The organism is Microbulbifer sediminum, assembly GCF_021729035.1.
Lineage (GTDB): Bacteria > Pseudomonadota > Gammaproteobacteria > Pseudomonadales > Cellvibrionaceae > Microbulbifer > Microbulbifer sediminum.
In genome coordinates this window covers 64,534-77,323 of the sequence record NZ_JAJSAP010000005.1, presented here as the reverse complement: position 1 = coordinate 77,323, position 12,790 = coordinate 64,534, and the positions used below count along the sequence as shown (strand labels likewise).

At 57.0% G+C, this 12,790-nt stretch carries 13 protein-coding genes; 6 read left to right on the top strand and 7 right to left on the bottom strand.

Annotated features, from left to right (window positions below; genetic code table 11):
• The first annotated feature begins 320 nt into the window (after positions 1 to 320).
• The gene (locus LVD11_RS09640) at positions 321 to 1,253 is read left to right on the top strand and encodes an AraC family transcriptional regulator (RefSeq protein ID WP_237058438.1); all 933 of its coding nucleotides are present in this window, start codon (positions 321 to 323) and stop codon (positions 1,251 to 1,253) included.
• Positions 1,254 to 1,462: 209 nt separating this feature from the next.
• Here the strand turns inward: LVD11_RS09640 and LVD11_RS09635 are convergent, their stop codons facing one another.
• Entirely contained in the window at positions 1,463 to 1,705 is a 243-nt protein-coding gene (locus tag LVD11_RS09635) for a hypothetical protein (RefSeq protein ID WP_237058436.1), read from the bottom strand.
• A 626-nt stretch (positions 1,706 to 2,331) separates the two neighbouring features.
• Between LVD11_RS09635 and LVD11_RS09630 the strand changes: the two genes are divergently transcribed.
• The 4 genes from LVD11_RS09630 (at position 2,332) to LVD11_RS09615 (ending at position 5,416) form a co-directional block, all read left to right on the top strand.
• Entirely contained in the window at positions 2,332 to 2,925 is a 594-nt protein-coding gene (locus tag LVD11_RS09630) for a DUF2589 domain-containing protein (protein ID WP_237058434.1), read from the top strand.
• 20 nt (positions 2,926 to 2,945) lie between these two features.
• Positions 2,946 to 3,635, top strand: coding sequence for a hypothetical protein (locus LVD11_RS09625; RefSeq protein WP_237058432.1), 690 nt, complete (start codon positions 2,946 to 2,948; stop codon positions 3,633 to 3,635).
• A 20-nt stretch (positions 3,636 to 3,655) separates the two neighbouring features.
• Complete coding sequence (locus LVD11_RS09620; RefSeq protein WP_237058430.1) at positions 3,656 to 4,180, top strand: DUF2589 domain-containing protein; 525 nt, start codon at positions 3,656 to 3,658, stop codon at positions 4,178 to 4,180.
• Positions 4,181 to 4,486: 306 nt separating this feature from the next.
• Entirely contained in the window at positions 4,487 to 5,416 is a 930-nt protein-coding gene (locus tag LVD11_RS09615; protein ID WP_237058428.1) for a peptidoglycan-binding domain-containing protein, read from the top strand.
• Positions 5,417 to 5,934: 518 nt separating this feature from the next.
• Here the strand turns inward: LVD11_RS09615 and LVD11_RS09610 are convergent.
• The 4 genes from LVD11_RS09610 to ppnN all read right to left on the bottom strand — a co-directional run bounded on the left by LVD11_RS09610 (position 5,935) and on the right by ppnN (position 10,693).
• Positions 5,935 to 6,135: a hypothetical protein gene (locus tag LVD11_RS09610; protein WP_237058426.1), complete on the bottom strand. Its 201-nt coding sequence runs from the start codon at positions 6,133 to 6,135 to the stop codon at positions 5,935 to 5,937.
• A 69-nt stretch (positions 6,136 to 6,204) separates the two neighbouring features.
• Positions 6,205 to 7,287, bottom strand: a complete 1,083-nt coding sequence (locus LVD11_RS09605) for a tetratricopeptide repeat protein (RefSeq protein ID WP_237058424.1) — start codon at positions 7,285 to 7,287, stop codon at positions 6,205 to 6,207.
• Positions 7,280 to 8,824, bottom strand: a complete 1,545-nt coding sequence (locus tag LVD11_RS09600) for an adenylate/guanylate cyclase domain-containing protein (protein ID WP_237058422.1) — start codon at positions 8,822 to 8,824, stop codon at positions 7,280 to 7,282. The genes LVD11_RS09605 and LVD11_RS09600 overlap by 8 nt, the downstream gene beginning before the upstream one ends.
• A 495-nt stretch (positions 8,825 to 9,319) precedes the next feature.
• Positions 9,320 to 10,693, bottom strand: a complete 1,374-nt coding sequence (ppnN, locus tag LVD11_RS09595) for a nucleotide 5'-monophosphate nucleosidase PpnN (RefSeq protein WP_237058414.1) — start codon at positions 10,691 to 10,693, stop codon at positions 9,320 to 9,322.
• Positions 10,694 to 11,037: 344 nt separating this feature from the next.
• On the opposite strand from ppnN, the gene LVD11_RS09590 reads away from it, so the two are divergent.
• Entirely contained in the window at positions 11,038 to 11,214 is a 177-nt protein-coding gene (locus tag LVD11_RS09590) for a PLDc N-terminal domain-containing protein (protein ID WP_237058412.1), read from the top strand.
• Between the two features lie 43 nt (positions 11,215 to 11,257).
• Here the strand turns inward: LVD11_RS09590 and LVD11_RS09585 are convergent, their stop codons facing one another.
• Positions 11,258 to 11,521, bottom strand: a complete 264-nt coding sequence (locus tag LVD11_RS09585) for a DUF8692 domain-containing protein (RefSeq protein ID WP_500793346.1) — start codon at positions 11,519 to 11,521, stop codon at positions 11,258 to 11,260.
• A gap of 41 nt (positions 11,522 to 11,562) precedes the next feature.
• On the bottom strand, positions 11,563 to 12,741 hold the full coding sequence (locus LVD11_RS09580) for a PepSY-associated TM helix domain-containing protein (protein WP_237058408.1): 1,179 nt from the start codon (positions 12,739 to 12,741) through the stop codon (positions 11,563 to 11,565).
• Between the last annotated feature and the right edge of the window lie 49 nt (positions 12,742 to 12,790).

Here is a 12,790-nt window from a genome sequence, read left to right as displayed (position 1 = left end):
ATGGGTTTCGGAATTGCATTGCTGTTCAGTTGCTTCAGGCAAGACCAGAAGCAGGTTTGCCTGGGCCCCCGGGCAGAAGTCCGGCCTCGGGTTCCTGCCACCTTGGGTTGATGACTGCGGTAGTCTTCCGGTGGTTCTGGGCCCGCTGGTAGGGGCTGTCCGCCCCTCCTGCTGTAGAAGCTATTCTCCCGCACCGTCCCGCCAGGTCGTTAGAGCGATACGATTGTCTTCTTGCCTGATCCTATGGCGTCTCATCGTCTTTGCTGGTGGGTTCGTTTGGTCCTGAGTTATAGTGCATCCTAAAGAGGCAGGGACATTTTATGGTGAAAGCTTTCGATCACAGCGCACAGATTCGTCCGTTTCAGCGGGAGATGGCGCAAATAATCGCTGATTGGGCGCAGGGCACTGGAGACTGGGAGACACCGATCCCGGACCTGCTTTTCTTTCGGCGCGACAGGCCCACGGAGCCAGACTTTTGCCTGATTGAACCGAGCATCGTGCTGGTCGTGCAGGGCACAAAACAGATGCTGATCGGAGGTGAGGCGTATCCATACGATACGACCAACTACCTGATTACCTCGCTGGACCTGCCGGGCAGCACGCAAGTGCTGGATGCCAGTCCTGAGCATCCCTGCCTGGGGTTGGTCATGAAACTCGATATCCGGATGCTGGCGGAATTGATTGCACAGGGCGGTTTGCCGCAGCTCGGTGAGCGCCCAGAAGGGATCAGTGCCGGATTGGGTGCCATGACGCCTGCGATCATGGAGCCTTTCCGGCGGCTTCTGAACTTGCTCGCAGAGCCGGGTGCCATTCACGTCCTTGCACCACTGATCCAGCGGGAAATTCACTACCGACTGTTGTTGGGCGACCAGTCCGCCCTGTTGCGTCAAATCGCATCAGTAGACAGTCAGGGTTATCGCATTGCCAAGGCAATCGACTGGCTGAAGGAGAATTACACTTCACCATTGCGGATCGAAAGCCTGGCCGCGTTGGTGCAGATGAGCACGCCGACCTTCCACCACCATTTCCGCCAGCTCACTGCCATGAGCCCGCTGCAGTACCAGAAGTGGTTGCGGCTGAGCGAGGCGAAACGACTGATGCTCAACGAACACCTGGACGCTTCCACGGCCTCGTACAGGGTGGGATACGAAAGCCCGTCGCAATTCAGCCGCGAGTACAGCCGCCTGTTCGGCGCGCCACCAAGGCGCGACATTGAAAAGTTACGCGCGGGGACGAACGCCGGGAGCGGTTAACGGGCAGTTTCAATAGCAATGAATAAAAAGGACACCCACTAACTGAGGATATCGAGCTGAAGAGTCTTCCTCTAAGCGGGGGTGACGCCGGGCAGGCGGGCTAACTGGAGCAAGATGCCTGAATTGTGGCCTTGAGCGCCAAAGTGGCTTTTTCAGGTACAGGAGGGTCGCATCGGCGTGAGGGGTGGCGCTTTCTCAGGCGGCAAGGGCTAGGTAGCACGGATCGGGTTCAGGTCTACGTAAGCCATACAAGCTGCCAGGGCCCACTCATCCAGGAGTGCCAGGGACTTGAAGCGCCCTTCCCAGAAGCGACCGTTGCACCGGTCTTCCCGGTTGGCCTCCCGGGCGATGGACTCATTCAGGGAGCGTATAAACAAACTGATATCGGCAAGTCGTGAGCGCCAGCCCTCCGCGGCCTCCGAAAGGCGTGCCTGCTCTGCCGAATCCAGCATTTCACCATGCATGAAGCGCTGGGAGCAGAGAGCTCTTGCACAGCTGGTGCCAGCGCGCCATCACTTCGCGAAGCGCCCAGCTGGCCGCCTGCGCGGAGTTGATGTGCCGAACCTCATGGTATTGATTGCTCATTACCGCAATGGCGCAGATATCCACGGGAAAGTCTGCCCAGGCTCCAGGATCCGGTCCTCAATCCATTGCTGCGGATGCCCAAAGCACTGCCCGGTGCGATCATCCCGCCGGTACAGAAATACCCGCTGAACACAGCGTGATACACAGTGGAAGTACAGAGTAGAGATTGGGAAGATAAGGGTCTTACGGGCTTGGTTACCGCTGGGCAAACAGAACGGTATGAATGCAAAGTATTCTGCTTGTTTCTATAGAAATTCCAATATCGGTGGCGGGAGGTGCTGTATGTTTCGTGGGTGCTTTATATATTTGGCAAAAAATCGCTGCCTTTATAAAAAACTAGCAGGACAATTACAGGGTATTACATGTGGTTGTGTAGACATTGTTAACATGCTTTTATTGATGCGCATATCTGAATATAGATAAGCGGTGATAAACCGCCACGTATTTTTTGTGGTCGTAACATGGATGAATAATTAATTAGAGGAAAAGGAAAATGTCGTACGCAAATCGCATACTTGGCAGTATCCCTTATGGCACGTTGATAGGCGCGCCAATGACAGCTGCGGTGGAGGCGCAGGCACTTGCAGCGCAGTCTTCGATTGACTTTATTCGCACTGTCGGTTTTGAAAATATGGACGATAGTGCCGAATGGGGAGCGACAAGGCACGTGAATTTCACCTATACGGTAAATGACGCTGAAACCAGTACAGACAGAACGGCTGACATTCGTGTTCCCTTACTGACTATTGTTCCTATACCTTACCTTCGTATCGACGACATGACTATTGATTTCACGTCGAAGATAACTGAAGAGCTGGTGCGCACCAAAAAGCGGGACACATCAGTGGACGCAGATGCATCCCTGAATATTAAGTACAGTAACTTCTTGTCACCTGTAAAGGTCGGCTTTAAGGCATCTTTGTCGACGAAGCACTCATCTTCCAGTGCCACTAGCAATCGATACAAGACTGAACACACCATCAATATCAATGTTCGAGCTGTACAAGATGATATACCTAATGGTATGAGCCGTGTATTGGACATGCTTGAAACCAGCATTGCAGAGCCCAAGCCCAGTAGTCCCTAATTAGAAATAAGGAGTGAGCTATGGAAACGGATTTGAAAACCCTGTTGGAAGGAGTGGTTGAGGATCTGATCGATGCTCGCTTCCAGGCAGATGTTGCGGCTGCGGAGCTTGCACAGCATTATCGCGCAAATCCGGATTTGCGGACATTTAGTATTCCGTCACTAAATATTTCTAGTGTCGATGTCGACTTGCGATTCGTTTTCTCCCAAGCTGAATCTTCTCCTGTGGGAGGGGATAATCTTAGTGGTGTTGAGTCCGTATTTGAAGGGTTGTCGGGTTCGGTTCTTCGAATGCGCCCGGTGGCGGATGCTGTCCGGAATCGAGCTGACAGAGATAAACTCAAGAAAAACCTTGAGGCCAGGTTTATGCGGGTGGCCAAGAGTGATCGGAGTAGCCGAATCGAGGATCGCCAGTCGGTTATGAGGGATCAAATCAAGAAAGCATTATCCGCAGCCAAAGTTAAGGACCTCTCAGCAACGGACCTAAAAACTATAGACAGGATAGTTGCCGCGACTGATACAAAGCTAACGGCTGCCGAACCAAGAAAGAGGGTGGTGCGTCCGCGAGTTCAGACTGCGCCCGAAGTTTTGTCGGAACTAAACCCCGACGCTATTTCCAGGATAAGTTTTTCGGTTGACCTCACCGCTCAGCGATGGCAGGAGATTGAGGAGCAAGAAGGTGAATCCGTCCAGCAGCTGGTTGATGAATAGTTCTGCACTGGAGAATGAAAATGATTAAAAGTGTTGACTTCGGCCAGCTGGTGGGAGCTCAGGTTAGTGCGCTCGTGGAAGCTGAGTTAGAGGCGGCGCAAAGTACAAGCGATTTTATCGAGGCCGTGGGGTTTGATCGAAAAGATGATGGTTCGTTGTCCTTACGCATGGTCACGTTTGATATGGAACGCCGTGATTCAGATGGCCAAGTCCGAACTCACAGTATCAGCATTCCTGCGCTTACGCTGGTTCCGTTGCCTCTCTTGACCGTAGATACGGCAACTATCGAATTTGCTGCCAAGGTTGATCAGGTGACCAAGGTCGAAAGTAAGGTCGAAAGTGGCTCTTCCAGTTCAGGTCTTCCACGGCTGTTCAGCAAGAAAAGACGATTATCGACTCGGCTGGCGCGTTCTAACGGAAAACAAACACTGGAGGCCGATATGAAAGTCAACGTAAAGCTGGCACAGTCGGCGTTGCCGCTCGGTATAGAGCGGCTGTTGAATTCAGCAGATCTCAGTGTTCAGGACGAAACTAATGAAACATGATAATGGTAGTAGGAGTTCCCAGGTAGAGTTTTCCCGGGTCCCTGGTTTACCGTGCCCGCAGTGCCAGCATCCCATTGTGGTTGACCCTTATACGTTGTTGGCAGCGCAGCCAGTTCGATGCCCGACATGCAAACTGGAACTGAGGTTAAACATGGAGCAGTCAGAGGGAACCCTCACTGCCCTGAAAACCTATATGACTGAACTCGAAAGAGCCGAAGGCAAGGTCTCGGGAAAAATCGTAGAGTCGCCAGTCGAGAGTGGTAGAGGACGCCGCCCGGGCCGCCGCCCACGGCCAAGGAGGTCCCGGTGACAGAACAATTTGACAGGGTTCGGCATCCGACCCTACGTAAGTGGTCACGAGGAAAATCCGTACGCAAGGCGCAGGGACTGCTTTGCGGGCACCTGCCAGAACTCGATGAGAATACTTTTGTGGATGGAGTTTTTGGGCCAGGGACTGAGCAACAGGTCCGTCTATTCCAGAGAAACGAAAAACTCTCCGTTGATGGAGTAATCGGAAGAAATACCTGGTCGGCTCTGTTTGCTAACAAGGAACCTAAAGTGTGCAGTCCCGTTGGGCAAACTGGTTCTACCCCGGACCGTCAGAGAGCTCAGAATGCCAATAGCCCTCGTGCCGGAGGGGGCGCGCTTGCTGAGAGAGTGTTACGTGCCGTGAAGAGGAAGGGGTATAAGGTATTGGATGACAGTAACCCGTTTCATCTTAATATCGTTGGTGTCCGATCTCACTCCAGTCAGTTTGACAATTTTGATGACAAGCTATTTTTGATTTACCGCGATGAGCAGGGTCGGCAGATCGCGGAGGAATTTAGCATAACCACTGATCCAGGTTCTTATTATAGCCAGAAAAGGCTTCTGAATGAGGATGGTGTGGCAATTCTGGTTCCGGATCAGTACGAGGATACCTATACCCTCGGTAAGCACCTGGGAAAATACGAGGCCCTTGTCCAGCGAGGTGGCAAAGTCAGGGTGTGGCGTGATGGCAACCGGGATAATCGGCTTGATCGGGCCGGGAAGATCTATGAAGGGTGGTATGGTATTAATATCCACCGCGCGCGCAAGACCGGAACTACTGAGCGCGTTGGCCGATACTCAGCAGGTTGTCAGGTTTTTCAGCGAATTAATGACTTTAATATTCTCATATCGTTAGCCAATAAGTCGGCGAAGCTACGGCGCAACCGATTTACTTATACCTTGCTGGAAGCCGCAGATTTGAAATAACGAAGCAAATGGATGTTTTCAATATAGATTCATTTCCTGAAGCGTTAATTTCGATTCCTGTAACACGACAAAAAATAAAAAGCACACCCATTAACTTAAGTTGGCGCGTAAAGCATCTTCGCTCCGGGTAAGGCAGAGCCCAGAGGAATACGAATAAGAAGGACAGTTATCAAATGTCAATATCGAGCTATCCTTCGTCTATGTAGGTCAGGGCTCGGGCTTACCCGGGTAAATAGGAGATGATGTCTGGGGTGTGACTTGTCGCGCTAAAGTAACCTTTTTCGGGCACATGAGAGCCGCAGTATCACGGCCGCCGGCGCGTGAGGGCGAGGTAGTTGGCGGAGAGCGGAAGCGCTCGCAATAGCGAATCCTGTGCGACCACCGCTTGCCGAGCTGCCCGCAGGCACTGCGTACCGTATGGACGCTATCTCCAGGGACTTGAGGGGCTGCTCTCAGAAGTGGCCCCTGTAGGAAGTGAACAGCGCAGGCCGAGACCTGATGGATGTCCTAGATAGCTTTCAAGCCGCAGGTTTATGCCCCAGGATACGCGCTGGCAGCAACAGCACCGCACGCAGGAAGGCAAACATTGCCTCAAAGGTGATACCGACGAGGCGAAAGGGCAACGACAGCAGCCAGAGGAATGGCCATACCAGCAGCGCAAGCAGCGCCAGCGGCCAGCAGAGAACGAAAAGTATGAGCCAGAGCAGGAAATTGAGCATTGTCTGTCCTTGGCGGCCCTCATTTTTTATTAATGGTAAACAGATAACCCGGAGTCCGGGATACAGCCCCTAAGGCTTGGCCCGGGGCGGCGACGACAGGGCTTTCAGGTTTTCCAGTACCTTCTCGGCCCTGGCGATATTGGTCAGCAACTCGGCATTATCCGGGTCCAGGGCTTTGGCTTCGCGCCAGATCTCCACCGCTTGCTCGATTTTGCCCTCGCTGTAGAGGTCGTTGCCGCGCTTGATCGCGGCGTCTACCCGGGCGTTCAGCTGCGTCTGGAGCTGTGATTGCAGGGACGGTAGTTGCGGCTCCTGCGGCGACTGTTGGCGTAGCCGCTTCAGCTGTTGCTGGGCGCCGGGCAGGTCACCGGCGTCCAGGGCCTGTTGCAATTCCGTAACCAGGGCCTTGTTGTCCCTGTCCGGGGCGCGCCTGGCCGGTTGGCGTCTCGCCTGGTGGAGCTGGCGGTTGGCCACTGCCAGTTGCTGGTCGATGTTTTCTCGCTGGTTCTTGTCCTGCAGAAGGTCGTTGCCGTACAGGCGCCGTGCAACCTTCAAGCCGTGTTGGGCCAGGGCATAGTCCCCCCGCTGCAAGGCCTTTTGTGCGTGCTCCTGTAGTGCCTGTGCCGACCCACGGCACTGGCGGTGGAAATTCTTCTGTTCCAGCCAGGTCAGCACGCCGGGGCCCTTGAGCTGACGCAGGCGCTGGTAGGCTTCGGCGTCTTTCAGTAACTGTTCACCGCGGTGGATCGCCAACTCCATTCGCAGCCGTTCCTCGTGTAACTTACGTCGCTCTGAGAACTCTTGCCGTGCCCTGTCCAGTGCCTGGTTGCCTGGCAGTACATCTGTAGCTGCCTGCAATACCTCCTCGGCGCCTTGCCAGTCCTCCCGTTTCTCCAGCTGGCTCGCGGTACGGATCGCGTTGCGCTCGAATTGTCGCAGGCTGCTGTGCAACTGCTTGATTTGCTGTTGCTGGGCCGGCGTCGCGGTATCCAGTCCCTGCAGCCGGCCGAGTTCGGCGGACTGTTGTTGGGCCTGTTGCAGCGTGTCGGCTGGCAAACCTTCCAGCGCCTGCTGCTCTGTCGGGGCCAGGCTGCATGCCGGGAGCAGCGGCAACAGCAAAAACCATACAAGCGCTAGGCGGCGATCAGACATGGCCGGCTGCCTTCTTCCGGCCCTGTTTGCTGGGCCGGCTATCCAGTATCTTCTGCAGGTTGGCCTGCAGCCGTGGTTGGTCGTTGTGATGGATGTCCTGCACGGAATAGATCCCCACCGGCGCTGACTTGCCACGGATCGGGATTGTCCGCTCTGACTGGGCGGTGATGCGCGGCTGCAGCATGGTGAATAATTGTTTTTGAATGATAATCTGATCCGGCTGGGCCTCGCTGCACAGTCGGGAAGCCAGGTTGACGGCATCGCCGACCACCGTGTATTCCATCCGTTCGTCGGAACCCAGGTTACCGGCCAGCATCGCGCCACAGTTGATGCCGATGCGAAAATGCACTTCGGGCCGCCCGTCGGCACGGCGCTGCTCGTTTAACTGTGCCGCCAGTTGCTGAATCAACACTGCACAGCTGACCGCGTTGAACGCGTGGTCTGTATCGTCCTCCAGCACACCGAATGCCAGCATCGCACAGTCGCCGATAAACTTGTCGACCACGCCGCCATACAGTGAGCAGGCCCGTGAGATATACGAGAAATACTCGTTCAGCAGCTCGGAAACCTGGCTCGGCTGGAGCTTTTCTGACATCGCGGTAAAACCGGTGATATCGGCGAACAGTACCGTTGCCTCAATCGGCCGGTCCACCAGCCGGATTTCATCCAGGTTGGCGAGTACCTTGTCGGCAACGTTTTTGGATACATAGCGGGAGAAGACCTGCTCGACCTGCGATTTCCTCAGCAGCCCGGCCGCCATATTGTTGAAGCCCTCGAACAGGTAGCCGATTTCGTCGTTGCGCTGCTGCTCGATCCGGGTTGCCAGGTCGCCGCGGTGGATAGCCTGGGTGGCTTCCATCAGGTGGTGGATTGGGAGCGACAGGCGCCGGCTCAGCCAGTAGGCCAGCAGGGACGCCAGCACGGTCATGGCCAGGGTGGCGTAGATGATGGCATCGCGGGCCCGGGCTGCGGCCTGGTCCATCTGCGATGCCGACAGGGTCACCACCACCGAGCCCACGCGGACGTCCAGGTAGGTGGCCGGGGCGATAAAGCTGATCAACCGCTCGGGCGAGCCGCCAGCCGTGTCCCGGAACCAGGGCCGGGATATGACCCCGGCGGCCTCGAAAGGCCCGGCGGCCTCGAAAGGAGAGCCGGTCAGGTCCGGCTGGATGCCGCTCGCTGACAGTACTTCGCCGTCGCGAGCGTAAATACCCGCCCCGAGGATCTTCTCGTCCTGGCCAAGGTTGGCGGTCAGCATGCGCAGGTTCAGGTCGTTCTCTGACAGAATCGGTTCACCGGCCAGTTTCGCCAGCTGCAGGGCCATGGTGTTACCGAACTCATGCAGCTGGGTCCGGATCAGGCGGTTCTGGTTATCGCTGATAAACAGGCCCAGGCTCGTCATCCCCAGCACCAGCAGCAGGGTCATGACCAGCGCCAGTTTGAACGCAATCGGGACGCGGCGCGGTAACAAACGGACAAGGCGCACCTGTAGACCGTTGGCGGTGTGCCGCAAAATGCCTTTGGCCTTGGTAATCAACGGGAGGGCTCTCCTTCTTGTTATCGTTGGTCGTCAGCTGCACCCGGGGTGGTGAGAATATGTGAACTATATCAGTTCTTGGACGGTTGTATGACCAGTCCCGGTCATTGAACCGCTAGTCATGTGGCCGTGGCGCGACAGAACAAAAAACGCACATCAAGGACGCTCGCAGAGGGGAAGTTCGAGCCGAGGGTTTCCTGTGGGGCAGGTATCAATCCCGGGCATCAGCCTCGATGGCAGGTGGGAAGTTCCGGTGGCGGATTTTGCATCAAGTTGGTGGCTTTATATGCAGGTGGGGCGGCCAGGCGCTGCGGTTTTCGCCCTGTAAGTGGGGAGGGCCAGGCGGCCGGTCGTGAAAGGCGGCGCCGCATGCATTATCGGCGCTGCCCATCCCGGTGTAACAGGTGAGCCACCTGGCTCAGGTGTCCGGTGCTTGGTGCCTGGTCATGGTACCGGTCACTGCTCGGCAGCAAAGTGGCAGCCGGCCCGCCTGTATCAGTCCGCACTGATCTGGTAGCAGGGGATGTATTCCTTGCCAGGCAGTTTCATCCGCTGCTGTTGTGCGAAGGATGCCAGCAGGGTATCCATGCTGCGCATAAGGCCGGGGTCGCCGCGCAATTGGTAGGGGCCATTTTTCTGCACATTGCAGATGCCCTCGTTTTTGACATTGCCGGAAACGATTCCGGAGAAGGCCCGGCGCAGGTTGGCGGCCAGCAGGTAGGGCGCCTGGTTGGTGTGCAGTGCCAGGTCATGCATGTTCTGGTGTGTGGGGATAAATGGGCGCTGGAACTCGGTGGATACCTTCAGCTTCCAGTTGAAGTAGTAGGCATCGCCGGACGCCTTGCGGTACTCCTTCACAGCCTGGATGCCGGCCGCCATTTGCCGTGCGACCTCGGCCGGGTCGTCGATGATGATCTGGTACCGCGACCTGGCCTCCTCGCCCAGGGTAGAGGCAATAAACTGGTCGATACGGATAAAGTAGTCCGCGGCGCTGGCCGGGCCAGTGAAAATCACCGGGAAGGGTTGCTCCCGGTTGTCCTCGTGCAGGAGGATGCCCATCAGGTACAGGATCTCCTCGGCGGTGCCTGCGCCCCCGGGGAATACGACAATGCCATGGCCGGTGCGCACAAAGGCTTCCAGGCGTTTCTCGATATCCGGCATGATCACCAGCTGGTTGACGATCGGGTTTGGTGCCTCGGCCGCGATGATGCCCGGTTCGGTAATGCCCAGGTACTGCCCGTGGCGATCGCGCTGCTTGGCATGCCCGATGGTGGCGCCTTTCATCGGGCCTTTCATTGCCCCCGGGCCGCAGCCGGTGCAGATGTCGAGGTGGCGCAGCGCCAGTTCGTAGCCCACCTGCTTGGTGTAGTCGTATTCCTCTGATGAAATGGAGTGCCCGCCCCAGCAGACCACCAGCCTGGGCGAGCGGGACCGGTCAAAGGTGCCGGCATTGCGCAGGATATGGAACACGGCATCGGTAATGCCCTGGGCGGAGACCAGGTCGTAGCGGGGGTCGCCGGTGATTTCGCTGTTGACATAGATAATGTCGCGGAGCACGGAAAACAGGTGCTCACTGATCCCGCGTATCATTTTTCCATCGACAAAAGCGATCCCCGGGGCGTTCCTGACGTTGAGTTTGACACTGCGCTCGGTCGGGATAACCGAGATATCGAAATCGGAATACTTCTCGAGCAGCTCCTTGCCGTCATCCATATAGCCGCCGCTGTTGAGTACGGCCAGGGAGCAGTTGCGGAAAATCTGGTACTGCGGGCCACGGCTGTCGTCCGTGAGCCTGTTAATTTCGTACTTGGACAGAATGTCGAACTGTCCGACGGGTGATACCTGTGCATCGACGCGATCGCTAGTCATGCATCCCTCAAGTGGCGCTGAAAAACTCCAGAGTACAGGAGTTGCTCTACAGCGGATATAGCATTGAAACCCAGGGGGTAGTTCTTACTCCATTTACCTCCCGGGCTGTCCTGAACCAGAATGTTTCCAGGCAGAATCGGGTCCCGGCGCTGGATTTATTTTCCATGGGGGAATGTTTCCCCTGGCTGCCCTTGAGTATATGCGCTGTCTTTCCGGCTTTCCGGTTGGGCTGCGGGGCTTTTACTGCGACCGCCAGCCGTTAGCTATACTCTGGCCTTTGTTCCACTCCAGCCACAACTGTCAATAACAACTGGCAATAAACTAGCAATAAAGGGAGCGCTACTATGGAAGCGATTTTTGGGATTCTCATCCTTATAGCTGACATTTACGCCATTATCAAAATACTGCAGAGCTCGGCGGGGGGACTCAAGAAAATTATATGGGTGTTACTGGTGCTGATTTTGCCGGTAATTGGCCTGATCCTCTGGTATTTCGCCGGCCCGGGAGGGAAGGGCGGCTGAACAGCCATCCGGCCGGCGCCTGCTCTGGCAGTGACGTAGCCTTTCACGGCGCCGGATCCTCAGTATCAACGGGTTTGTCATGAATGACGGCCTGTGCCTGGCAAGCCGTCCGGAAAAAATAGAACAGCCAGAACAGGATCCCCGCAAACCTGGCGCCGTCCTCCATAAGGTAGGGATCCGGTAGCCAGTCAAAGGAATTCTGGTCAATAAATAACGATAGGAAGAAGAAGCCCAGGGCAATGGCGAACGGGACGAAATCAGTCCCCGGGATTGTGCTCCGGAGCTTTGCCAGGTAGGCCAGCATCATCACTGCGTTGGCGATTAATACTTATCTCTCCGCGATGCTTTTCAAGGTGCGGAGCGCAATCCGCTGCCGGCCGTTGTCTTCCAGTTGCGTTTTTCTGACGACCGCTTCGACGCCCGGCGCAGTCGCCGTTTCTTCCACCAGAGGTAAACCCCGGTCCCGAACAACAGGGCGGGCACCAGGCCGGCCAGCAACACCAGCCAGCGGCCCACAAGGCCGAGGGCGTCGCCGTTGTGCAGCGGGAACTGCCAGCGCAGTATCTTGTTGCCAAGCGGTATCCGGGTGACATCCTCGACCATCAATATTTCGCCACTGTACTGGTCCACCCGCGCGAAGCTGGCGCCGTAGTTGCGCCACATCTCGCCGGCAGCGCGGAACGAGACTCCGTAGCTGTCGCCGCCACCACGGGGCAGGTATATCCGCTTCAGGTCGCCGCCGGGGAATTCCGCCTGTGCGATGCTGGCGGCACGGTCCGGTGAAATCGGCTGGCCGCGTTCGGCATGTGAGCCGGGCAGGGCGGCCAGTGGCTCGGTGGGGAACACGGCGCTGACCACCGCCCGTACCTGCTGCGGGAACACCAGGGTGACGCCGGAGAAGCTGGTCACCAGCAGCAGCGGCAGGAAGTAGATGCCGAATACCCGGTGCACGTCGAAGTAAAAGCGGAAGCGATTGCCGTTGCGCGCGATGCGGAAAGCTTTTCCCCAACGCCCGTCGCCGGCACGGTTTTTCTTCGGCCACCAGAGCACCGCGCCGGTAATGCAGAACACCATCAGCAGCAGCCCCATCAACCCGACGACGGTCTTGCCTTTCTTGCCAGACAGTAATGTGTAGTGCAGGCGATAGAGCCAGCTCATGGTGTAACCGGTGGTGCCCCAGCCGCGCACGGCCAGCACCTCGGCATCGGTGGGGGACACGCTCACTTCGATCGGCCCCGGTGCGCCCTCTGGTCCCGGAAAGCGCACCACATACGGGCTGCCCGGCTGGCGTGGGGTCATCAGGCGTGTGGGGGCGGGGTTGCCGGACACGGCGGTGCGGGCCGCAGCGAGAATATCGGCATAGCTGGCCGGCGCGCCACTCGGTCTGAAGGTGACGGTATGTGGCGCCAGCCGTTCATCCAGCGCATGGTCGAACACCAGCAGGCTGCCGGTGAGGCCAATGAATGACAGCAGCAGGCCCAGGAGCAGGCCGGCGTACTTGTGCAGAGTGAACAGGGCTTTGCGCATGGTGAACCCGGTGCGCCCGCCCTGCCGGGGTTGGCCGGCGTGGCGGGCC